The organism is Paenimyroides marinum (genome assembly GCF_900108395.1).
Classification (GTDB): Bacteria; Bacteroidota; Bacteroidia; order Flavobacteriales; family Flavobacteriaceae; genus Flavobacterium; species Flavobacterium marinum.
In genome coordinates, this window is the sequence record NZ_FNXE01000002.1 from 76,790 (window position 1) to 100,301 (window position 23,512).

Below are 23,512 nucleotides of genomic sequence, written 5' to 3' on the forward strand. Positions count from 1 at the left end.
AATTTTTTTAGAGTTTTTTAACAGCTACAACCATTTCGCGTTTCCCCGGTGGACCTTGTGTTTTATGAACTTCAAAACCAATTTCTTTTAAGCGGCGGTTTACCAAACCTTTACAGGCATAAGTAACAAATATTCCGTTTGGGTTTAAAAAATCGTATGCTTTTTGTAAAATTTCAACCGACCATAATTCACTTTGATAATCATATCCAAAAACATCGAAATAAACAATATCAAATCGATTTTCAGTTGTAAAATCTTCAATTTTAGTGTGATGCTTTAAAAAACTGAAATTTACATTTACATTTGAAGGTATTTCAAAAGGAATTTCGTGAAAAGTATTCAGTGAAACAGCTGAATTTATAAAGTCATCATAATTTAAAAGACTGTATTCTTTTTCAGATAAGGGATAGGCTTCAATGGTTTCATAATAAACTTTTTTATTTTTTTCTATAGCAAACTGTAATGTTAACAAGGCATTTAAGCCAGTGCCAAAACCAAACTCTAAAACATTTATGCTGTCTTTTTTAATAAGATCAATTCCGTTCTTTATATATACATGAAGCGATTCTTGAACAGCACCGTGCTTAGAATGAAACGTTTCACCCATGCTTTTTACAAACAGCGAATGCGAACCGTCTTTTGTTATAATAATTTCCCGATCCATTTATGGTATCAATAATCTTTTAATTCTGGGAATAGGACCGCCACATTTTTTGGAATGACATTCCAGACACTGCTGTACCATTTTGTTAAAATTATCTTTTGCCTGTAAAGTATCGGCATAAATGGCTTTTTGTGCCGTAATAAACTTAAAAGCTTGTTGGGTAAAAAAAACATCTCTGTCAGAAGCATCGGTTAAAATGGCAGTATGCAGTTTGTCAAAAGCCACAGGATAATCTCCTAATTGTTCGTTGTTAATAATGCGTTCTTTTAACTGGGTGTTATAAGCGTACATTTGTTCCATTAAAGCTGCCATTTCAGACATTTCGTACATCTGAAAGTTCGATGTTTTTGTAACGGTATCCATTACAGATACCGTTTCTGTTTTCTCGTTCTTTTGTTGACAGCTTGTAAAAAAGGCAATCGAACAAAATACCGCAATTACTTTTTTCATTAATTTTCTGCAATTAATACGCCGTTTGCCATAAATCGATATTCAACTTTTGATTCTGTAATGGCATCTATTTCCTCTTGAGATTTACCGGCATCTTTAGCGTAATGTTTTAATTCGTCAACCGATGTTTCTTCAATATAAGCTTTACCTGCAATAACTGTTGTGTGATTTTCAGCTCCTTCTTTTGGAACAAAAAACGCGTAATCTTTAAATTTTACAAAGGCTTCTTTTTCATTGCCTAATTTTAAAGACATCCAACAACCTTTTTTCTTACATGTTGAAATAATTTCTGATGTAAATTTTACATCTAACGTATCAACAGGCTTCATGCTTTCGTATTTTGCCAACATTTCTTCTTTTGATAAGGCTCCATCGGCTGAAATACTATCTCCAAAAACCTGATAATTTACCTGATTTTCAGTAGTATCGGCTGTCGCCGTAGTATTTTCTTTTTTATTACACGCAAAGATTAAAGAGGTAGTTGCAAAAACTAATAGTAATTTTTTCATGATTCAAATTTTTTACAAATATAAAAATAGTTAGGTAATAATCAGGGTAATCAACTTTATTTCAATTGCTTTGGGAAGATATAAGAAGATATAATTAGAAGGTTTTCAGTAAAAGCAACATTTCTTTGTAAATTACATAAGAATAACTGTTTATAAGAGCTTTTTTTTCTAAATTTGTAAACTTTAAAACAACATAACAAATTTTTAAAGAGTAAGATCAAAAATGGATTTAAGTATTTTAAACGATTTAAAGCTAACAAAAGTGGCTGTTTCAAAAATTGATACATTCGATTTTGAAAATGTAAAATTTGGTGAAAAATTCACTGATCACATGTTAATTTGTGAATATAAAAATGGAGAATGGGGACCGGTAGAAATTAAACCTTATGCACCAATTACTTTAGATCCTTCTGCAAGAGTTTTTCATTACGGACAGGCTATCTTTGAAGGAATGAAAGCTTATAAAGATGAAAATGATGATGTGTGGATGTTTAGACCCGATCAAAATTTTGAACGTTTTAACAAATCGGCGGTTCGTTTAGCAATGCCTGTAATTGATGAAACCAGATTTATTGGCGGTTTAAGAGAATTACTAAAAGTTGAAAAAGCATGGGTTCGTAAAGGATTAGGGAACTCATTATACATCCGTCCGTTTATGATTGCCACAGAAAGCGGAGTAATTGCAAGCCCGTCAAATGAATTTATATTCTGTATTCTTTTATCTCCTGCAAAATCTTATTATTCAGGGAAAATCAAAGTGCAAATTGCAGATTATTACAGCAGAGCAGCTAACGGAGGAATTGGAGCAGCAAAAGCATCAGGAAATTATTCTGCACAATTTTATCCTACAAAATTAGCTCAGGAAGCAGGTTTTAATCAAGTAATCTGGACAGATTCTACCCATACGCATTTAGAAGAATCGGGAACAATGAACGTGTTCTTTAGAATTAACAATACACTATATACCGCCCCCACATCAGATCGTATTTTAGACGGTGTTACACGTAAAAGTTTAATTGCACTTGGCGAACACCTGGGATACGATATTAAAATTGAACCTGTACAAGTTGACACAATTGTTAACGCAGCCAAAAACGGAACATTAAAAGAGATTTTTGGTGCCGGAACAGCAGCAGTTGTCAACCAAATAGAAGGTTTTGCGTATAAAGACGATTATTACCAGTTACCCGATGTGTCAGATAAAGATTCGTATGCGTTACAGCTTAAAGAAGCACTGACAAAGCTACAGAATAAATTAAGCGACGATCCGTTTAACTGGACAACGAAATTATAATTAAAAGCTTGCATAATGCAAGCTTTTTTTATGCCGAAATTGGTTATATTTGCTTAAAAAATTATGTTTACACCCAATCAAATTATTTTTGCAATAGCATTTATCATTGTTTTTGTTATCGCAATGATTATCATGTATGGTAAAGATTTAAAAATGCATAAAGTTTATTACAAAGGTAGTTTATGGGTTTTACTGGCTTTTTTGTTGTTCATTGGAACTCTTTTTGTAATCAAAATAACTCTAAAAAACTAAACGTATGAAAATAGTAAAATATGTTTTAATTATTGCTGCACTTGCTGTAGTTTTCCTAACCGTTTATATTGCAACAGGCAAAAGTGAATATGAAATAAACGTTAAAAGAGATACGGAGTTATCAGACCAAAGATTGTTTAGATACGTGAACAATCTGCAGAATTTTGGCGATTGGAATCCTTGGAACAACACCACCGAGAATTTTAAGTTAGATTCTATTTATAAAGGAAAAAATGCACGGGTAGAATGGAATGGAAATGAAGCGTTCATTTCAAATACAATAGTGAACGATACTGTTTTCTTAAAATTAAACGTGTCTGGAAACGATTACGACACTAAAATGTTTTTTGATGAATCAAGCGGTAAAACAACTATAAACTGGAATGTTAAAGGAAGCTTATCTTTTAGTGAAAAATTCAAGATTTTCTTTCAGGGAACACCACAAAGCATCATAGCACCCACTTTTCAAGAAGGGTTGGCAAAAATTGATGGAAATATTACCGAAAGCTTAAAGAATTTTTCTATTAAAGATGAAGGATTGGCAAGTATTCCGGAAATGATTTATATTAAACAAACTGTAGAATCGGATATTGAGAATTTAGGCGACAAAATTTTCAACAGTATGGAACACATGAATAATTTTTCAAAAAACTTTGATTTAGAACCTTATGGGGCACCTTTCACTATTTTTGAGAACATAAATGTACTTTCGGGTAACGTGCGGTATTCGGTTTGTATTCCAATAAAAAACTTTTTCAGTACCGCTGAAGGAAGCGATATTGTGTGTGAAAAAATGCCTGCTTTTCACGGATACAAAACAGTATTAACAGGCGATTATATTCACAGCGACAAAGCGTGGGAAAAAGTAAAAAAGGAAATTGTTGCAAAAAAATTAACCCAACGTACCGATTTAAAACCCATTGCTATCTATAAAACATCTATTTTAACTACTCAAAAATCACATGAATGGATTACCGAATTTATCATTCCGGTAAACGAAACATTTATTCCTATTGTTGATACTCCTGCAGATTCTTTGTCAGTTGTGAGATAATTCTTAAGAGATGCAGAATACTTATTCTAAAAGATTTGACGGAATAAATCATAAAGAGAATAAACAAATCAGATAATACCTAATAAAATCTATTTAAATGAAAACCTCTAAATATTATTTAGATGTTTTCTATTGATTGAGAAGTCTAACAAAAAACTCTAACCGTTAAGTTAGAGTTTTATTTATTAAATGGTAAATGAACCGTTTGTTTTGATTTCAGGTGCCGAATTTTGTTCTTGTTCGGGTTGTTTTGGTAAATCACCTTTCATTAAGAACGAAATAACGTCTTTGTTAATGCTTTGCATGGTATCTTTAAACAATTCAAAGGCTTCAAACTTGTAAACCAATAAAGGGTCTTTTTGTTCATGAACCGCTAATTGAACAGATTGTTTTAATTCGTCCATTTTGCGTAAATGCTTTTTCCAGGCTTCATCAACAATAGAAAGAACAATGTTTTTCTCGAAATCATTAACCAATGTTTTTCCCTCGCTTTCATAAGCTTTCTGCAAATCGGTAACTACATTAATGGTTTTTATTCCATCGGTAAAAGGAACCACCATTCGCTCATAACCACCATTTTCGTGAACATTTTTAATCACTTTGAAAGCTTCAATGGCACTTTCGTCACATTTGGCAAGGTATTTTTTATAAACTACTTCGTATAACTTATCTGTTAATTCGTTTTCGTGTATTCTATTGAATTCTTCGGCAGTGAAAGGCGACTCAATTCCAAAGATTTTAATTAAATCGTATTCAAAGTTTTTAAAGTCGTTACCCACTTTGTTTCCTTCCACTAAATAATCACATAAATCAAACATCATGTTAGCGATATCTACTTTTAGGCGATCTCCGTGTAATGCGTGACGGCGACGTTTGTAAACCACTTCGCGTTGTGCATTCATAACATCGTCATATTCTAACAAACGTTTACGCACCCCAAAGTTGTTTTCTTCTACACGTTTTTGAGCACGTTCAATAGATTTAGTCATCCAGCTGTGTTGAATTACTTCACCTTCTTTCAGCCCCATACTATCCATAATTTTTGCTACACGTTCTGATCCAAACAAACGCATTAAATTATCTTCTAATGAAACATAGAACTGAGAAGATCCCACATCACCCTGACGACCTGCACGACCACGTAACTGACGGTCAACACGACGAGAATCGTGACGTTCTGTACCAATAATTGCCAAACCACCGGCTTCTTTAACTTCAGGAGTTAATTTAATATCGGTACCACGCCCCGCCATGTTTGTTGCAATGGTTACAATACCGGAATTACCTGCTTCTTCAACAATTTCAGCCTCTTTTTTATGCAATTTGGCATTCAATACATTGTGTTTGATACCGCGCATTTTTAACATTCGGCTTAATAATTCTGAATTTTCAACAGATGTGGTACCAATCAGAACCGGACGCCCCGCTTTTGATAATTCTACAACATCTTCGATCACCGCATTGAATTTTTCACGAATAGAACGATAAATTTTATCTTCACGGTCTTCGCGAGCAACAGGGCGGTTGGTTGGAATTTCAACCACGTCTAATTTATAAATCTCCCAAAATTCACCTGCTTCTGTTATTGCTGTCCCTGTCATACCAGCCAGTTTGCTGTACATACGGAAATAGTTTTGCAATGTAATTGTAGCAAATGTTTGGGTTGCTGCTTCAATTTTTACATTTTCTTTTGCTTCGATTGCCTGATGTAACCCGTCTGAATAACGACGACCGTCCATAATACGACCTGTTTGTTCGTCAACAATCATTACTTTATTGTCAACCACTACGTATTCTGAATCTTTTTCAAAAAGAGCATACGCTTTTAACAATTGTGTTAAGGTGTGGATACGTTCAGATTTTATACCGAAATCTTGAAACAATGTTTCTTTTTTCTCTGACATTTCTTCTGCAGAAATGTTCATTTTTTCGATTTTGGCAATTTCAGTTCCGATGTCAGGCATAACAAAGAAATGTTCATCCATACCTTGAGACAGTACTTTAATACCGTTATCGGTTAATTCTACCTGATTGTTTTTTTCGTTGATAACAAATAACAGACCTTCGTCAACCTTTTTCATTTCGCGGGAATTATCCTGCATAAAATGATTTTCAGTTTTTTGAAGAATTTGTTTGATACCTTCTTCTGACAAAAATTTGATTAACGCTTTGTTTTTCGGTAAGGCACGGTAAGCACGTAATAAGTTAAAACCACCTTGTTTGGTATCGCCGGCTTTAAGTAAACGTTTTGCCTCGGTTAAAAATCCGTTTGCCAATTGACGTTGTTGAGCAACCAGATGATCTACTTTAGGTTTTAATTCTAAAAATTCATGACGGTCACCCATTGGAACCGGACCTGAAATAATTAGGGGCGTACGGGCATCGTCAACCAATACTGAATCGACCTCATCGACAATAGCAAAGTTGTGTTTGCGTTGTACCAGTTCTTCAGGTGTATGTGCCATGTTATCACGCAAGTAGTCAAAACCAAATTCGTTATTGGTTCCGTAAGTGACATCTGCCTGGTAAGCCGCACGACGACCTTGTGAGTTAGGTTGGTGGTTATCGATACAATCAACCGTTAAACCGTGGAATTCAAATAAAGGCGCGTTCCATTGGCAGTCACGCTTTGCAAGGTAATCGTTTACCGTTACCACATGTACACCGTTACCGGTTAAAGCATTAAGGTAAATAGGAGAGGTAGATACCAGTGTTTTACCTTCACCTGTTTGCATTTCGGCAATTTTCCCTTGATGAATTACAGAACCACCAATCATTTGTACATCGTAATGTACCATGTTCCACGAAAGCATTTTTCCGGCAACTTCCCAAGTGTTAGACCAAATTGCTTTATCGCCTTCAATGCGAACGTGACCTTTTGTTTCAGCAAACAATTTATCTTGTTCTGTAGCGGTAACAACCAATTCGTTGTTGTTTGTGAAACGACGTGCGGTTTCTTTCACAACAGCGAACGCCTCTGGTAAAATTTCCATTAAAGCTTTCTCAGACAGCGTGTAAGCTTCTTTTTCCAAAGTGTCGATTGAAGCATAAATAGTTTCACGCTTATCAATATCGGTTGTTTTTTCTAGTTCTTCACGGTACGAAGCTATTTTAGCATCTTGATCAGAACGTGATTGTTTGATTCTTTCTTTAAAAGAAATGGTTTTTTCTCTTAATTCGTCGTTTGTTAATCCTTCAAAAGAAGAATAATACTGGTTGATTTTATCTACAATAGGGCGTATTGCTTTTACGTCTTTTTGTGACTTATCGCCTACAAACGCTTTTAAGATACTATTTATGATACTCATAAATAAGTTTATTTTAAATTAATATTCAGTGATATGGGGTTACAAAAAAAGTCTCTTAATTACCGAGACTTTTATTTGTATGTATTTTAATATTCATCCTCGTTCCAAAGATAGTCTTCATCTGAAGGATAATCTGGCCAAATTTCTTCCATTGATTCGTAGATTTCACCTTCGTCTTCAATAGACTGTAAGTTTTCTACAACTTCTAAAGGTGCACCAGTTCTAATAGCATAATCTATAAGCTCGTCTTTCGTAGCTGGCCACGGGGCATCACTTAAATACGATGCTAATTCTAATGTCCAATACATCTTGTGATAATTTTTTAGTAATTATGTGCAAAAATAAATTTTAAAATGAAAAAATCAATTTTTTTTTTATTAAATATTTCTAAATTAAAGAACGTTTGTTTTTAGAATACTTTTATTGTTTTTCAGGTATCCATTTTACCTCGTCGGCTTTCAAATCAAAAGTCAACTTTCGTGCCAATACAAACAAATAGTCAGAAAGTCGGTTTAAATACTTTAAAACCATTTCATCTGTGGGGTCAATGTCATTTAAATGCGTAGATAAACGCTCTGCTCTGCGACAAACACAACGTGCAATATGACAATATGACACGGTTGTATGTCCGCCCGGCAAAACAAAATGAGTCATTTGGGGCAGATGGCTTTCCATTTCGTCGATAGACTGTTCTAAAAAGGTAATGTCTTCTTCGGAAATTTTTGGAATATTCAATCGTTCTTTGCCATTTTTTAAAATGGCTTTTTCAGGATCGGTTGCCAAAATAGCTCCTAAAGTGAATAATTTATCCTGAATTTGAATTAATTGGTCTTTATAAACAGAAGAAATTTCCTGATCGCGAATCAATCCAATGTACGAATTTAATTCGTCAACCGTACCGTAACTTTCTATTCTGATATGGTATTTTGGTACACGTGTGCCGCCAAATAATGCGGTTGTTCCTTTATCGCCCGTTTTTGTATAAACTTTCATAATTTTTTTTCGTAAAGATACATTAAAAAAATTAGTTGTACGTTTATATATAATTGTCTATATTAGACGGTTTATTAGTAAAAAAAGTTATGAAAATAAATAATACAGAAACATCATCTAAAACATTAGGTATTGGGTTATTTTTATTGCGTTTATGTTTAGGCGGATTAATGATAGCCAACCATGGGTGGATGAAAATTATAAATTATGAGACACTGAAAACCGAATTTTTTAATTTCTTGGGATTAGGTTCAAATACTTCTTTAATATTAGCCATTTGTGCAGAAACAATATGTTCTTTACTGTTAATTTTTGGCTTATATACCCGCCTGGCATTGATTCCTTTAATTGTGACCATGCTGGTTGCAATGGGCGTACACGGATGGGAACTATTTGGAGGTGATGCAGAAATGAGCTTTTTATACCTTATTGGTTTTGTGTTTTTATTTATTGCGGGACCGGGCGAAAACAGTATCGATGCACGAATGAGTAAAAGATCATTTTATTAATAACGGATAAAAAAATTTTGTGGTTTTTGTTCTTTTCGTTTAGAAAAGACCAGAGTATGGTAAAAATCTATTACCAACGTAAAATGATTTTTATATAAAACGTTTTTTTTGACTTGATGTTTTGTGTTTAAAATAATCAATAAACTGTCGTTGTGCATTTGTTCTAAATAAGACTCACAATTTTTAAGCTTTTCTATTATAATGAGATCATAATTATCAGACGTATTTAAAGAAATATTTTGAAAATGATTTTTGATTACTGTGCTAATTTCTGTATTTAAGCACAAAACGGTTTGAAATTGAAAATATTTAATAGAAGAGAGTAGTAATCTGATAGATTTTGTTGGAGCAGTTGGGTATTCTTTTTTGTGATGATACAGTCCTTTGGTAAGGTAATTATATACATACGGAGAATGAATACCATGCTGATTGGTAGATTTTATTAAAAATTGCAGATACGAAATCACTTGATAAACCAATTAAATACCTGTCAAAGGTATTTTAAGTTTTAGAACCAAACAAGTTTAATTTTTTGTTTTAAGTACAAGATGTTAATAACAAATTACTTATAACCCGCAAATGAAATTTTCATTAAAAAAGCATTAAAATATTTGGTGCTTTTAAACAAAACGCACTATATTTGCACCGTTGAAAACAACAATGGCCTCGTGGCGCAACTGAATAGCGCATCTGATTACGGCTCAGAAGGTTACAGGTTTGAATCCTGTCGAGGTCACTATATTGGCGATGTGGCGCAACTGAATAGCGCATCTGATTACGGCTCAGAAGGTTGCAGGTTTGAATCCTGCCATCGTCACAAAAAAGCAACTCGAAAAGAGTTGCTTTTTTTATTTCTCTAAATTATTATTTACACAATTAAGCTTGATCATTGCCTTTAAATTCATTACGTTTATAAAAGTTATAATTTTTCATAGTAAAAAATATATTCTTGGGATTGTAGGATAGATTGTAAATCTCAATATCTTGTTCTCAAAACCTTTTTTACAAACTGTCTTCATTTTTTTAAATTAATCTCATTTAAAATCCAATCCAGTGCTACATCTTTATCGTTTAAAAAATCTTGTTCAGTAGGAATGGCGTATACATCAGGTATCACACCACGACCTTCTTCGTTGGTTTGTTCTGTTGGTCTTATAGTCATTAGCCCAACACGTAATTTAAGTTTTGAATAAGGAAGTTTTAATACCGGCATTACACCTGCAACGGTTCCGTTAAATGTTCCACCGGTTTCGTCACCTACAAAAACTGCCAGATTTCTGCCTTGTAAATGTGATGAGATAATTGCAGCCGCTGAAAACGTCATTCCGTCAGTGACAACGTAGGTGTTATTTTTATAATTTAACGGTTTAGGCTGAATTTTCTTAGATGATTTTAATGAAACCTGTAATGCTCCTTTTTCGTTCCTGTGTGCCGATAAACCCCTGATTGTTGAATAAACGGTTATGAACGGAGCCGCAAAAAACTTCTCTACAGGACTTTTTCCTTTAAATAAATTAAAATAAGTACCTCGTTTTGTAATAGTTGCAGGCTGTGTAAATACAAACGTGGTATCGTTTAAATACTGAGATAATTTATGAATTTCGCTTAATCGTCCGCCTGGATTTCCGCGTAAATCAATAATCAGATTTTGAACATTGTGTTTTTTAAATTCTGAAAAAATGGTATCATATACCTTAATTTTCCCCTCGCTAAAATCTCTTATTTTTAATACGGCAACCGAACTGTCTTTGGCAACAGGGTAACTGATTTCTTTAGAATATACTTTGTTTTTGCTGTTGTAGCCAAACCATTTGTATTTGTAATCTTTTTGCCGAGCCAATTTTTTTAATGCCTTCTTTTTAATTTTTTGTTCTTCTTTTGATAGTTTTGGAAGCGTATCTGTTTGAACAATTTTAGTATCGTTTAAAGTATCTTTTTCCTTTTTAGTAAGTTCTTTGTTGGCAAGCTTTTTCTTGTCTTTTTTAGACTCTTTAAACGTTCTTTTTACGGTGTGATAAAAGGCTGAATCGGCACAAACAACATTCATTTGGATACTGTCAACAAAACCTAATTCGTTAACGTAAAAAGAATTGATTCTGCGGGCAAAAAATTTAGGAATCGCCGATTGATTGTATCCATCTGATGTAAAAGTTTTTCGATATTTTTTAAATAAATCGTTCGGTTTTATCCCGTTGATAGCTACAATTTCGGTTCCAACCTGTAAAATGCTATCGGTTTTAGACCTGTTTCTTTTAATGAATAGCTTATCGTTCAGATACTCGTATTCAAAATTCTCTAACGGATTTACGGATCCTTTATATTTTTTCTTTAATGAGTCGGGCGACGTTAAAGTAACCATAGACATGCTCATGTGTCCTTGATGAACCGAAGCTACCACCGGACTTATCTTCATGTAAAATTCGTTAGGTGTTAACGGTTCTTTTAAAACCCGCGACAAGCTGTCGAACTTACGTTCTAACTCATTTTTTGAAATATACCAATACAAATCGGGGTGCATGTTTACTAATTGTTTGCGAACATAAGCCACATCTTTCTGAAGCTTTTTGGCAGTTATCTTTGTATGGTAATGTTTGTTTTGTTTATCGTGACTTGCACAAGAAACAATAATTAATGTAAGTAGTGTAAGTAGTAGTTTTTTCATATCAGGTTCAAAAAAAGCGGCTTTTGCCGCTGTTTAATCATTAACTTCTATAAAAGGATAATTTCCTAATTTTGGAGCCAGCTCTTTTGTCTTATACGCCAATTGTGAATTGTGGTTGTTAAAACAAATAATAGTAATGGTATCTTGTCTTAATGTTACATACGAAGTTTTGTTGCCACGCCACCAACCGTTGTGAAACGTGTAAAGATTTCCGTCGTTATTTTTAGGTTCCACCATTCGTATTGCCAATCCGTAATTATTAGATCCTGCTTTTTCGTAAGAATAACCTTTATACATCTGTGCTTTTAATGCCTTGCTGATGAATTTGTCTGAATACAACGCTTTGTCTAATTTTAACAGATCGCGTGCAGTGGTATAAATGTTTTTATCGCCATAAGTTCCGTCTAAATAATCCCAATGCATTTTTTGATTGTTTGCGTGATACGATTGGGTAACATTTTCTTTGTTTGATAAATTATCTAATACAAAAGTGTTGTGCATTTTCAATGGTTCTAAAACCAATTCTTTCATCGCATCTTGAAGCGATTTTTGAGTAATTTGTTCAACAATCAATGCCAGAATCACATAATTTGTATTGCTGTACGTAAAACGTGTATCGGGTTTAAAATCAAGTTTAATATCTTTTGTTTCTAATAAATTTAAAACGTCTTTATTGGTTAGCGTGGTTTTGGTATCCCAAATACCCGGTTTTGCAGTAAAATGCCCATAATATGGTAAACCTGAACGATGACTTAAAAGCAAACGAACCGTAATGTCATCATAAGGAAACCCCGGTAAAATGGTATTTACTTTCTGATCTAACGAAATTTTACCTGAATTTACCAAGCGTAAAACGGTAATTCCGGTAAATACTTTGCCTACCGATGCTACGTGCATGGGAGTTGAATCGTTTATTTTTTCTTTGTTCTGATAATTGGCATATCCCTGATAATCTTCATAAATAATTTCTCCGTTCTTGGCAACTAAAAACTGCCCCCAAAAGCTGCTGCCTCTGTTAATGCGGTTGTGATAAAAATTTTCAACAATCTCGCGGGTTTCTAATTTATACTTTGGTGTAACAGGATTAAATTTTACTTCAAAAGGTTCTTCGTCAATTAATTTGCTTTTTTTATCTTTAATAACATCGCTTTTTTTTCGAATCATTTGTGCAATATCAAAATTTTTATCGCAAGATGTAAATACACTTGAAACAAGTAAAAGCGGTAGGAATATTTTTTTCATTATCTGAACTTACTTATACGGTAACAAATATAACGGATTTAATGATTTTTTAAAACATACCGATATGTTAATTTTTAAAAAGGTAAAAAAACGTATCTTTGGAAACTATTTAAAGAACAATACTATGAGCGAAATAAATTGGCAAACTGCCATAGAATTTGAAGATATTACTTATAAAAAATGTAACGGTGTGGCACGTATCGCTTTTAACCGACCTGAAGTTCGCAATGCGTTCCGTCCTAAAACAACATCTGAGTTGTTGCGTGCTTTTCACGATGCACACGAAGATACTTCAATTGGTGTCATCCTTCTTTCGTCTGAAGGGCCTTCGCCTAAAGACGGAGTGTATTCTTTCTGTAGCGGTGGTGATCAGCGTGCCCGTGGTCATCAAGGATACGTAGGTGAAGATGGTTACCACCGATTGAATATTTTAGAGGTTCAACGATTAATCCGTTTTACACCCAAAGCTGTAATTGCCGTAGTAAATGGTTGGGCTGTTGGTGGCGGTCACTCATTACACGTGGTATGTGATTTAACATTGGCAAGTAAAGAACATGCTATTTTTAAACAAACCGATGCCGATGTAACCAGTTTTGATGGCGGTTATGGTTCTGCGTATCTTGCCAAAATGGTTGGGCAGAAAAAAGCGCGTGAGATTTTCTTTTTAGGAAGAAATTATTCTGCACAGGAAGCATACGAAATGGGAATGGTGAACGCTGTAATTCCGCATGATGATCTGGAACAAACAGCTTATGAATGGGCACAGGAAATTTTAGGAAAATCACCGATCTCGATAAAAATGTTGAAATTTGCAATGAATTTGACTGATGACGGAATGGTAGGGCAACAGGTCTTTGCAGGAGAAGCCACTCGTTTGGCATATATGAGCGATGAAGCCATTGAAGGAAGAAATGCCTTTTTAGAAAAACGCAAACCTAATTTCGATAAAAAATACATTCCATAAAAAAATGAAGACTTTTTAGTCTTCATTTTTTCTATCATCAATTTCGAGTTTTAGCAGAATCTTGGCAGTTTCGTTTTCGGCAAAAGATAAATTACCAGCCACAAAAACACCACGTTCACCACTATCAAAATTTTTAATGCCGTAAACAGTGGCTTCGTCATCAGGATTACTCATTCCTTCATATCGATAAATTTCCACAATCTCAAAATTGTTAGGCTTTTCTAAAATTTGTTTTTCTTCCACATTAAAATCGATCGTAAAGCCTTTATTTTTTAATTCTTCTAATGCCTTTTCAACTGTGGCATAATGATACATTTTTTTCATAGTATAAAAATTTTACTTTAAATTTACTAATAAAATTTTTTAGATGGAGTTAAATTATCATAAAATACAATCCAAACTTTTTTGTTTGTACTTTTGTAAAAAATAAAATTATGATGACTGTAGGAACTTTTAATACGTTAACCATTTCAAGACGAACAAATATTGGACTCTATTTAACTGATGGAACGCAAGATGTGCTTTTACCTAAAAAATATTTACCTCAATATTTTGAAATTGGCGACGAAATAGAGGTTTTTATTTATCTCGATCACGAAGAACGTTTGGTTGCTACAACTATTGAACCCTATATTTTTTTAAACGAATTTGCTCTTTTAAAGGTTAATTATATAAATGATTTTGGTGCGTTTATGGATTGGGGCTTAGAAAAAGATTTGTTTGTACCGTTTAGAGAACAGGCCCGACCAATGAGCGTGGGCAAATATTATATGGTTTATATGTATTTGGATGAAAAAACAAACCGTTTGGTGGGGTCATCAAAATTAAACCAGTTTTTAAGTAATGATGAAATAACGGTTAAAACAGGAGAAGAAGTAGATTTAATTGTTTCTCATATAACCGAAGCCGGCATTAACGTAATCATTAACGAAAAACACAAAGGATTGATGTATCAGAATGAGGTTTTTGAAGATTTTAGAACAGGCGATCGCATTATTGGATATATTAAAAATATTCGTCCGGATGGAAAAATCGATGTTTCCAGAACAAAGATAGGTTTTGATAAAATTTCTGATACTGCATCAAAAATTCTTTTTGAACTTGAGGCAAACAATGGATTTTTAGGATTAAGCGATAAAAGCCATCCCGATGAAATTAAGACCGTTTTGGGAATGAGTAAAAAAACGTTTAAGCAAACTGTTGGGGTGCTGTATAAAGAGCGAAAAATTTTGATAAAAGATAACGGTATCTATAAATTATAACGTTAAAAATTTCATAATATAAATTTTATATCTTACATTTATAAGGAATTATAAAATAAAATGTTATGAAAAAGATTTTACTATTGATTTGTACTCCAATTTTATTTTTAGCGTGCAATAAAAAAAGCGATTGTGATGAACTAAAGGGATCTTACAGTACCTTTGTTGAAGCTCGTAAAGAAATAACAAAAGCAAATTATCCTGTAAAAAAAATACAGTCAACTCCGGAAAGTTCTTGGATTAAGCGTATAGAATATTACAGCTGCAACGAAAAAGAAGGGTATTTGATTATTTATACCACACGTTCAGAAGAATATATTCATGCAAAAGTGCCTGTTTCGGTTTGGGAAGAACTGTCAACCTCATCATCAAAAGGTTCTTACTATAACATGCACATTATAAATCGTTATCCGTTTAATTTAAAGCCGGCAGCGTAAATGGTATATTAATTGTGTATGATTATATGTAATATTTTGTTTAGATGAATATTCCATTAAATTTGTACAACAATAATTTACTTAATGAAAAAATACCTACTGGCACTTTTTATGCTGCTTTTTTTAAATTCATGGAACGCACAGGCTCAAATAGAAGATACCGATTTAGAAGAATTGGTAATTGACAAGCTTTCGCGTGCCAATATTGTGGAAATCATTAAAAAAGTACGCAATCAAATGTATAACAATTATGTACAGGATAATTATCATTATCTGGTATCACATCAGGCAAGTATGAACGACAGTACCAAATTACTAAACTCACAAGTAATGTACGATGTTGTCATAAACCTGAAAAACAAAAAGATTATTAAAAGTGTTATTGACGACAAGAACAATAAAACGGTTATGGATACACTTTTTTTTAATCGATACACAGGCAACGATTCGCCTGTTTATTGGTTAACCGAAGTAGTTATCAGAAAATACGTAAATGTTCCTGAACTTGATTTTTTCAATAAATTTAAAGATTATTCTTTTGAACGCAAAAGAACCAAAGATGGACAATATGTTATAGAATTTTATTCAGACCAGTTTTATGAAGGCTATTTTCAGTACGACAGTAAATTCAATTTAAAAAAAATGGAATTCGAATTGTTAAAACCCTATGTGATAGATCACAGCCAATCAAAAAACGGAAAGGCGATGTTTGAGAAAAACTGGGTTTATACAAAAGAAAAAGTAGCTATTGTGTTTAAAACCAATCAAGAAGGTAAAAATTATATTGATGAGTTAAAAGCTTTTGAAGAAATTCAGGATTATAATTTTACGAGATTCGACTCACAAGGAAAAGTAATTATAAAAGATGAAGATCTTAATTTTAAATCAAATTTAGTATTTAAGAAAATGTAGTACTGCTACATCTATAAGAAACATTTTAAACAGGTTGCTTTTGGGCAACCTTTCTTTTTATATTTTTAAAAGATTTGATGTTCTATAATTTAATAACGTATTTTTGTTTTTCAATAAAATATAATAATGAATTACCTTTCAGTAGAAAATATATCCAAATCGTTCGGTGCACGTACCATGTTTGAAAACGTATCGTTCGGTATCAATAAAGACCAGAAAATTGCGTTTGTTGCCAAAAACGGAACCGGTAAAACCACCATTTTAAACATTATTACAGGAAACGATTTTCCCGATACCGGTCAGGTGGTTATGCGTAAAGGCATCCGCATGGAATTTTTACCTCAAAATCCTGATTTGCAAGACGAATTAACCATTGAGGAAAGCATTTTTGCTTCGGATAACGAGACTTTAAAAGTCATTGAACGCTATGAAAAGGCTTTGGAAAACATCGATGATCAGGACGAATACCAAAAGGCCTTTGAACAAATGGATATTCACAATGCCTGGGATTTTGAAACACAGTACAAACAAATCCTTTTTAAATTAAAGCTGGAGGATTTAAAACTGAAAGTAAAAAATCTTTCTGGTGGACAGCGCAAACGCCTGGCGTTGGCAATTATCTTGATTAATAAACCCGATTTGCTGATTTTAGACGAGCCTACCAACCACCTTGATTTAGAAATGATTGAATGGCTGGAAGATTATTTTGCCAAAGAAAGCATTACGTTGTTTATGGTAACACATGACCGCTTTTTTCTGGAACGTGTGTGCAATGAAATTATTGAATTAGACAACGGAAAAATCTATCAGTACAAAGGCAATTATTCCTATTATTTACAAAAGAAAGAAGAACGGATTGCATCGGAAAATGCCTCAATAGATAAAGCAAAAAACCTGTTTGTAAAAGAATTAGACTGGATGCGCCGCCAACCCAAAGCACGTACAACCAAATCAAAATCCCGTCAGGACGATTTTTACGTGATTAAAGAAAAAGCCCATTCGCGCCGTAAAGAACATCAGTTAGAGCTGGAAATAAATATGGAACGTATGGGGTCAAAAATCATTGAACTACACAACGTTTCTTTGTCGTTTAATGATAAAATCATTTTACAAAACTTTAATTATCTGTTTAACCGTGGCGAACGCATTGGGATTATTGGCAAAAACGGAACGGGGAAATCTACTTTTTTAAACATTCTTACCAAAACGCTTCAGCCCGATTCGGGTAAAGTGGTTATTGGTGATACCATTAAGGTTGGATATTATACGCAAAGTGGCATTAACCCGAAACCCGAGCAAAAAGTCATTGACATTATTAAAGAATACGGCGAATACATTCCGCTGACTAAAGGACGAACCATTTCAGCAGGTCAATTGCTGGAACGTTTTTTATTTGACCGTAAAAAACAACACGATTTTGTGGAAAAATTGAGTGGTGGCGAATTGAAACGCCTGTATTTATGTACAGTGTTGATTCAGAATCCAAACTTCTTGATTCTCGACGAGCCTACGAACGACTTAGATATTGTAACATTAAACGTGTTAGAGAATTTTCTTTTGGATTATCCCGGTTGTTTGCTGGTGGTTTCGCACGACCGATATTTTATGGATAAAATTGTAGATCACCTGTTTGTTTTCAGAGGACAAGGTGAGATTGAAGATTTCCCGGGGAACTATTCCGATTTCAGAATTTACGAGGATTCCGTAGAACCTGTAAAAGATGATGCGCCGAAAGAAAAAGTCAATTGGAAAGAAAACCAGCCTAAAAAAGCAGGGCTGAGTTTCAACGAGCAAAAAGAATTTTCTAAAATAGAACGCGAAATAAAAGATCTGGAATATAAGAAAAAACAAATCGAAGAGGAGTTTTCGAAAGGTTCTGTTTCTGATGATAAAATCCAGCAAAAAGCAGACGAACTGCAAAAAATCATTCAAAATTTAGAAGAAAAAGAAGAACGCTGGTTTGAATTATCGGCAAAAATGGAAGAGTAGTTTGATAATTACCTTGTAAAGCTAAAAAAATAACAACAAACAGCTAATTTAAATACCCGTTGTTATTTTTGCATACAGTGCTAACAATTCAGAAGCGGCTACAAACGGCGATTTTTCGTTGTTTTGTACCGCTTTTTCTTCTTGTGATAAAGCATCAGCTATGACATTGTTCTGATAAAAATTTAAAAGCAATTGTTCATTAATGGTTTCTTTTAACCAATACGCATTTTGATTATTGCGGTTGTTTTCAAAATATCCGTTTTCTTTTGTCAACGAAAAATAATTTTCTAACAGTTGCCAGACTTCTTCAATTCCTTGATTGTAAAAAGCACTTGCCAGCAACACTTTTGGCTGCCATTTAGAATCTTTTAAAGGAAATAAATGCAATGCCCGGTTAATGTCTAGTTTGGCATTTCGGGCTCGTTCTAAATTATCGCCATCGGCTTTGTTGATAATTACCGCATCGGCCATTTCCATAATCCCCCGTTTTATCCCTTGTAACTCATCGCCTGCACCGGCTAAATTAAGCAGTAGAAAAAAATCGGTCATACTGTGAACGGCAGTTTCGCTTTGTCCCACGCCAACGGTTTCTATCAAAACGGTATCAAATCCACAGGCTTCACATAAAATAATGCTTTCGCGGGTTTTTCTTGAAACACCTCCCAAACTTTTGCCCGATGCCGACGGACGAATAAAGGCATTTTTGTTTTTTACCAGATCCTCCATACGTGTTTTATCCCCCAAAATACTCCCTCTGCTAATTGAACTACTGGGATCAATCGCCAAAACAGCTACTTTTTTGCCAATAGCTGTTAAATACGTTCCAAAAGCTTCAATAAACGTGCTTTTTCCCACACCGGGAACGCCGGTGATACCAATTCTAACCGATTTATTTGCATAAGGTAAACACGATTGAATAATTTGGTGTGCTTGTTGCTGATGCATCGTATTGGTACTTTCAATCAAGGTAATGGCTTTGCTTAACGAAGGAATATCTCCTTGTAACAATTTTTGAATCAAAGCATCTGTATCCAAAGGTGCTCTTCTGAATTTTTGAATGTTCCGGATAGAATCCTGATTGATGAAATCGGGTTGCGAAATTCCTTCTACTTCGTTTAAAGATTTTTTATGTGGATGTTTTTGGTTCGGCATAATCAATCGTTTCAACAAACTTACAAAATACTTATAAAATGTAAGCTCAATTGTTAGGGTTTAAGTAAATTTGTGCTACTAATTTTTAAATGAAGATGTCAACAATAAAAACTTCGGGCGTACAAAAACCGGTTTACGCCATTTTAATCGCAATTAGTGCAGCACATTTACTGAACGATTTACTGCAAGCGGTTATTCCGGCAATTTATCCAAAATTAGAAGCTAAATACGATTTAACTTTTGCTCAAGTGGGAATGATTACGCTTTGTTACCAATTAGCAGCATCGATTTTTCAACCGGTTGTGGGAGCTTATACCGATAAAAATCCAAAGCCGTATTCGCAGATTTTCGGAATGCTTTTTACGATGGCGGGGATTGCTTTACTGGCGTATGCACCTAATTATGAAATGATATTGGTTTCGGTTATTTTGGTAGGAATCGGTTCGTCGATCTTTCACCCTGAATCTTCACGCGTTGCGTTTATGGCATCAAACGGAAGACGGAGTTTTGCCCAATCGGTTTTTCAAATAGGAGGGAATACCGGAACGGCCTTGGCTCCGCTTTTAATAGCCTGGATTGTTTTACCAAACGGGCAATTATATATTTTATGGTTTGTTGGTTTTGCAATTATGGCACAGATTGTACTGGCATACATTGCCAAATGGTACAAAAACAGACTAAAAATCGCCTCACGATCAACCAAAAAGGTTATTCAGGTGCCCGATTTATCTGCCTTTAAAATCAATTCGGCAATTGGGATATTATTGGTTCTTATCTTTTCCAAGTACTTTTACGTGGCAAGCATTACCAGTTATTTTCAGTTTTATACCATGGATAAATTTGGATTAAACGAAGTACAGGCACAGGTTTATTTGTTCTATTTCTTAATATCAGTTGCTGTAGGAACGTTATTAGGTGGAATTTTTGGAGACCGTTTCGGGCGTAAATACGTAATCTGGTTTTCGGTATTGGGTGCAGCACCGTTTACATTAGCATTGCCGTATGTAGATTTACATTTAACCGGAATTTTAATCGTAATCATTGGCTTGATTATTTCATCGGCATTTCCATCGATTTTGGTTTATGCACAAGAATTACTACCAAAGAAATTAGGAATGGTTTCGGGCTTGTTTTACGGTTTTGCTTTTGGAATGGGAGGAGTTGGATCGGCTGTTTTAGGGATTTTAATCGATGAATATAAAATTGAATATGTTTATCATCTTTGTTCTTATTTACCGTTAATTGGTATCATAGCGTATTTCCTTCCGAATATGAAGAAAATAAAATATAAAGATGCAGAATAAATTATTTAAACTAATATTTTTATTATTTAGTGTAATTCTACATACAAATTATTGTTATTCACAAGTTGATATAACCAAAGAAATAATTAACTTAAAATCTACTCATAATTTTAAAAATGATATTATCGAAGATATTTTAAACGATTTTGTAAATAGAGAAGATTTTAAAAATTGGAATAATCATTCAAAGAAAATGCTGGTTATTTCAATTAAAAGTAAAGGAAATGAACAATTTACAATAAGAATTTTTCCTAAATTAAGAGAAAAATATTATTTGAATCATTTAGAAAATGATTATAAAGGATATATAAATAGTGAGAAATATTTGTGTGTTTTTTATGGAGATGTTAATTCATTTTTAAAAAAGAAAGGAAGAAATATTTTAAGATTATTTCCTGAAAAGAGGGTTGTTAAGCAGCCTTATATTGATGATTCAGGAATCGAAATGATTGTAATTGATAATACAGAAATTTATGGAGCAGAATATTTTGTTGATAACAATAAAATTAAGTTCAATGAAATTCGTTATTTTGGAAGTATTGAATAAAGAACGTTAAATTAAATTTTTAATGATTACTACTGAAATCAAAAATAAATTAATAGAAATTGTTGGTACAACTTATGTTTTTACCGATGACGAAACCTTAAATGACTACGGAAAAGATCATACCGAAGATTTTGTTTTCCCTCCCAATATTGTAGTTAAACCTGCTTCAACTGAAGAGGTAAGTGGGATTATGAAACTGGCTTTTGAATACGAGATTCCGGTAGTTCCTATTGGTGCAAGAACGGGATTAAGCGGAGGAATTTTAGCGCTTCATAAAGGAATTGGACTTTCGTTGGAACGATTGAACAAAATCGAGAAAATCGATGAAGAAAATCTCCAAGTCATCATACAGCCCGGAGTAATTACTGAAGTGCTTCAAAACGCTGTTGCCCAAAAAGGACTTATGTATCCGGTGGATCCAAGCAGTAAAGGCAGCTGTTTTATCGGTGGAAATATTGCTGAAAATGCAGGTGGTGCCCGTGCCGTAAAATACGGTGTTACCAAAGATTATGTGCTAAACTTAGAAGTAGTGTTGCCCAACGGCGAAATCATCTGGACAGGTGCCAATACCTTAAAAAATGCCACCGGGTATAATCTTACCCAGTTAATAGTGGGGAGCGAAGGTACTTTGGGCATTGTAACAAAAATTGTTTTAAAACTCATTCCGGCGGTTCAGCACAACGTATTGCTTTTAGTGCCTTTCTTTAAAATGGAGCAGGCAGCAGCAGCAGTTTCGGCAATCTTTAAAGCAGGAATTGTGCCCAGTGCATTAGAATTTATGGAACGTGATGCGATTGATTGGACAATGAAATTCACTGAAGTTCCCGATTTGAATTTAAAACCAGAAATCGAAGCCCATTTACTGATTGAAGTCGATGGAAATTATCCTGAAGTTTTAATGAGCGAAGCAGAGAAAATTTTGTCTGTGGTGGAAGAATATGAAATTGATGAAATGTTGTTTGCCGATACGCAAGATCAGAAAAATGCATTGTGGAAACTCCGCAGAAATGTTGCCGAAGCCGTAAAACAAAATACGGTTTATAAAGAAGAAGATACCGTGGTGCCACGTTATGAATTGCCTAAATTATTGATTGGTATCAAAGCAATTGGCGAAAAATACGGCTTTAAAAGCATTTGTTATGGTCACGCAGGCGATGGCAATTTGCATGTGAATATCGTTAAGTTAGACATGCCCGATGAATTGTGGAAAAGTGAAGTACCCAAGGGAGTAAAAGAAATTTTTGAGCTGACAAAATCATTAAACGGAACCATTTCGGGCGAGCACGGCATAGGGTTGGTTCAAAAAGAATTCCTTCCGATTGTTTTTAGTGATACCGAATTAAATTTAATGTATCAGATCAAAAAAATATTCGACCCAAAAAACATTATGAATCCCGGAAAAATTTTTCCTTCAACTTACCAGCATTGATTACACACAAACATTTTCTATTGTACAAGCCTGCCGGATACCTTTCACAGTTTGTGTACGAAAAAAAGCGAGCCAAGAAAAAACTCGGAGAGCTCTATGATTTTCCTGAAGGAACGATGGCAATTGGCAGGTTAGATGAAAATTCCGAAGGTTTATTAATGCTTACAACAGATGGTAAAGTCAGCGAAGAAATACGCAGTGCCCATTACGAAAAACAATATGTGGTTCAGGTTGACGGTATGATTACCAACGAAGCGATTGAGCAATTACAAAAGGGTGTGGAAATAGGTGTAAAGGGCGAACGGTTACGTACCAAAGAATGTTGTGCAGCAATGATAGAAAAACCTGATTACATGGGCGAAGGTTACCGAATAAGAAGCGATCGCCACGGACCAACAAGTTGGATAACAATTACTTTAACCGAAGGTAAATTTAAACAAGTTCGTAAAATGACTGCAGCAGTGGGGTTTCCTACGTTGCGGTTAATACGTATTCGTATTGGCGATTGGAAATTAGAAGGAATGAAAGAGGGTGAGGTCTTGGAAATTGAGTTGTAAATGGTATATTTGATTATTATAA

Annotated in this window: 23 protein-coding genes and 2 tRNA genes; 15 read left to right on the top strand and 10 right to left on the bottom strand. The window is 34.0% G+C overall.

Annotated features, from left to right (window positions below):
* Nucleotides 1–7 precede the first annotated feature (7 nt).
* Genes mnmD through BLW20_RS01260 form a run of 3 tightly spaced genes read right to left on the bottom strand, consistent with a single transcriptional unit; the run spans nt 8 to nt 1,623 of the window.
* A complete protein-coding gene (mnmD, locus tag BLW20_RS01250; protein ID WP_091095516.1) occupies nt 8–664 on the bottom strand; it encodes a tRNA (5-methylaminomethyl-2-thiouridine)(34)-methyltransferase MnmC2 in 657 nt (218 codons plus the stop codon).
* A complete protein-coding gene (locus BLW20_RS01255; protein ID WP_091095518.1) occupies nt 665–1,114 on the bottom strand; it encodes a hypothetical protein in 450 nt (149 codons plus the stop codon).
* Nucleotides 1,114–1,623, bottom strand: a complete 510-nt coding sequence (locus tag BLW20_RS01260) for a DUF4920 domain-containing protein (protein WP_091095521.1) — start codon at nt 1,621–1,623, stop codon at nt 1,114–1,116. Before BLW20_RS01260 ends, BLW20_RS01255 begins: the two co-directional genes overlap by 1 nt.
* A 223-nt stretch (nt 1,624–1,846) precedes the next feature.
* On the opposite strand from BLW20_RS01260, the gene BLW20_RS01265 reads away from it, so the two are divergent.
* The 3 genes from BLW20_RS01265 (at nt 1,847) to BLW20_RS01275 (ending at nt 4,223) form a co-directional block, all read left to right on the top strand.
* The gene (locus BLW20_RS01265) at nt 1,847–2,917 is read left to right on the top strand and encodes a branched-chain amino acid aminotransferase (protein WP_091095523.1); all 1,071 of its coding nucleotides are present in this window, start codon (nt 1,847–1,849) and stop codon (nt 2,915–2,917) included.
* A gap of 63 nt (nt 2,918–2,980) precedes the next feature.
* Complete coding sequence (locus tag BLW20_RS14815; protein WP_091095525.1) at nt 2,981–3,169, top strand: hypothetical protein; 189 nt, start codon at nt 2,981–2,983, stop codon at nt 3,167–3,169.
* Between the two features lie 4 nt (nt 3,170–3,173).
* Nucleotides 3,174–4,223, top strand: coding sequence for a hypothetical protein (locus BLW20_RS01275; protein ID WP_091095527.1), 1,050 nt, complete (start codon nt 3,174–3,176; stop codon nt 4,221–4,223).
* A gap of 185 nt (nt 4,224–4,408) precedes the next feature.
* On the opposite strand, the gene secA is transcribed toward BLW20_RS01275, so the two are convergent.
* The 3 genes from secA to BLW20_RS01290 all read right to left on the bottom strand — a co-directional run bounded on the left by secA (nt 4,409) and on the right by BLW20_RS01290 (nt 8,524).
* Nucleotides 4,409–7,531 (bottom strand): preprotein translocase subunit SecA, encoded by a 3,123-nt coding sequence (gene secA / locus BLW20_RS01280; RefSeq protein ID WP_091095529.1) that lies wholly within the window; start codon nt 7,529–7,531, stop codon nt 4,409–4,411.
* An 86-nt stretch (nt 7,532–7,617) separates the two neighbouring features.
* Nucleotides 7,618–7,839, bottom strand: a complete 222-nt coding sequence (locus BLW20_RS01285; protein ID WP_014166495.1) for a DUF2795 domain-containing protein — start codon at nt 7,837–7,839, stop codon at nt 7,618–7,620.
* Nucleotides 7,840–7,951: 112 nt separating this feature from the next.
* On the bottom strand, nt 7,952–8,524 hold the full coding sequence (locus tag BLW20_RS01290) for a cob(I)yrinic acid a,c-diamide adenosyltransferase (RefSeq protein WP_091095531.1): 573 nt from the start codon (nt 8,522–8,524) through the stop codon (nt 7,952–7,954).
* A gap of 89 nt (nt 8,525–8,613) precedes the next feature.
* Here BLW20_RS01290 and BLW20_RS01295 point away from each other — a divergent pair, with 89 nt between their 5' ends.
* From BLW20_RS01295 to BLW20_RS01310, 3 genes are all read left to right on the top strand, one after another.
* Nucleotides 8,614–9,033 (top strand): DoxX family protein, encoded by a 420-nt coding sequence (locus BLW20_RS01295; protein ID WP_143037711.1) that lies wholly within the window; start codon nt 8,614–8,616, stop codon nt 9,031–9,033.
* A gap of 662 nt (nt 9,034–9,695) precedes the next feature.
* Nucleotides 9,696–9,769: transfer RNA gene (locus tag BLW20_RS01305), tRNA-Arg, on the top strand.
* A gap of 7 nt (nt 9,770–9,776) precedes the next feature.
* A tRNA-Arg gene (locus BLW20_RS01310) sits at nt 9,777–9,850 on the top strand.
* Between the two features lie 198 nt (nt 9,851–10,048).
* On the opposite strand, the gene BLW20_RS01315 is transcribed toward BLW20_RS01310, so the two are convergent.
* Complete coding sequence (locus BLW20_RS01315) at nt 10,049–11,695, bottom strand: S41 family peptidase (protein ID WP_091095537.1); 1,647 nt, start codon at nt 11,693–11,695, stop codon at nt 10,049–10,051.
* Nucleotides 11,696–11,728: 33 nt separating this feature from the next.
* Entirely contained in the window at nt 11,729–12,937 is a 1,209-nt protein-coding gene (locus BLW20_RS01320; RefSeq protein ID WP_091095539.1) for a serine hydrolase domain-containing protein, read from the bottom strand.
* 124 nt (nt 12,938–13,061) lie between these two features.
* On the opposite strand from BLW20_RS01320, the gene BLW20_RS01325 reads away from it, so the two are divergent.
* Nucleotides 13,062–13,901 carry a 1,4-dihydroxy-2-naphthoyl-CoA synthase gene (locus BLW20_RS01325; protein WP_091095653.1) on the top strand — a complete coding sequence of 280 codons (840 nt, stop codon included), beginning with the start codon at nt 13,062–13,064 and terminating at the stop codon, nt 13,899–13,901.
* 15 nt (nt 13,902–13,916) lie between these two features.
* On the opposite strand, the gene BLW20_RS01330 is transcribed toward BLW20_RS01325, so the two are convergent.
* Nucleotides 13,917–14,225, bottom strand: coding sequence for a hypothetical protein (locus BLW20_RS01330; protein WP_091095541.1), 309 nt, complete (start codon nt 14,223–14,225; stop codon nt 13,917–13,919).
* A gap of 110 nt (nt 14,226–14,335) precedes the next feature.
* Here BLW20_RS01330 and BLW20_RS01335 point away from each other — a divergent pair, with 110 nt between their 5' ends.
* The 4 genes from BLW20_RS01335 to BLW20_RS01350 all read left to right on the top strand — a co-directional run bounded on the left by BLW20_RS01335 (nt 14,336) and on the right by BLW20_RS01350 (nt 18,501).
* A complete protein-coding gene (locus BLW20_RS01335) occupies nt 14,336–15,163 on the top strand; it encodes a CvfB family protein (protein ID WP_091095543.1) in 828 nt (275 codons plus the stop codon).
* Between the two features lie 65 nt (nt 15,164–15,228).
* Complete coding sequence (locus BLW20_RS01340) at nt 15,229–15,600, top strand: KTSC domain-containing protein (RefSeq protein WP_091095545.1); 372 nt, start codon at nt 15,229–15,231, stop codon at nt 15,598–15,600.
* Between the two features lie 84 nt (nt 15,601–15,684).
* Nucleotides 15,685–16,512 carry a hypothetical protein gene (locus tag BLW20_RS01345; RefSeq protein ID WP_091095547.1) on the top strand — a complete coding sequence of 276 codons (828 nt, stop codon included), beginning with the start codon at nt 15,685–15,687 and terminating at the stop codon, nt 16,510–16,512.
* Nucleotides 16,513–16,638: 126 nt separating this feature from the next.
* Nucleotides 16,639–18,501, top strand: a complete 1,863-nt coding sequence (locus tag BLW20_RS01350; protein WP_091095549.1) for an ABC-F family ATP-binding cassette domain-containing protein — start codon at nt 16,639–16,641, stop codon at nt 18,499–18,501.
* Between the two features lie 48 nt (nt 18,502–18,549).
* On the opposite strand, the gene meaB is transcribed toward BLW20_RS01350, so the two are convergent.
* Nucleotides 18,550–19,653 (bottom strand): methylmalonyl Co-A mutase-associated GTPase MeaB, encoded by a 1,104-nt coding sequence (gene meaB / locus BLW20_RS01355; RefSeq protein ID WP_091095550.1) that lies wholly within the window; start codon nt 19,651–19,653, stop codon nt 18,550–18,552.
* A gap of 95 nt (nt 19,654–19,748) precedes the next feature.
* On the opposite strand from meaB, the gene BLW20_RS01360 reads away from it, so the two are divergent.
* From BLW20_RS01360 to BLW20_RS01375, 4 genes are read left to right on the top strand one after another with little or no spacing between them, the layout of a single operon-like run.
* A complete protein-coding gene (locus tag BLW20_RS01360; RefSeq protein ID WP_397334281.1) occupies nt 19,749–20,957 on the top strand; it encodes an MFS transporter in 1,209 nt (402 codons plus the stop codon).
* Nucleotides 20,947–21,504 carry a hypothetical protein gene (locus BLW20_RS01365; protein ID WP_091095553.1) on the top strand — a complete coding sequence of 186 codons (558 nt, stop codon included), beginning with the start codon at nt 20,947–20,949 and terminating at the stop codon, nt 21,502–21,504. Before BLW20_RS01360 ends, BLW20_RS01365 begins: the two co-directional genes overlap by 11 nt.
* A 22-nt stretch (nt 21,505–21,526) precedes the next feature.
* Nucleotides 21,527–22,933: an FAD-binding oxidoreductase gene (locus tag BLW20_RS01370; RefSeq protein WP_091095555.1), complete on the top strand. Its 1,407-nt coding sequence runs from the start codon at nt 21,527–21,529 to the stop codon at nt 22,931–22,933.
* Nucleotides 22,933–23,490 (top strand): pseudouridine synthase, encoded by a 558-nt coding sequence (locus BLW20_RS01375; RefSeq protein ID WP_091095655.1) that lies wholly within the window; start codon nt 22,933–22,935, stop codon nt 23,488–23,490. The genes BLW20_RS01370 and BLW20_RS01375 overlap by 1 nt, the downstream gene beginning before the upstream one ends.
* Nucleotides 23,491–23,512 lie beyond the last annotated feature (22 nt).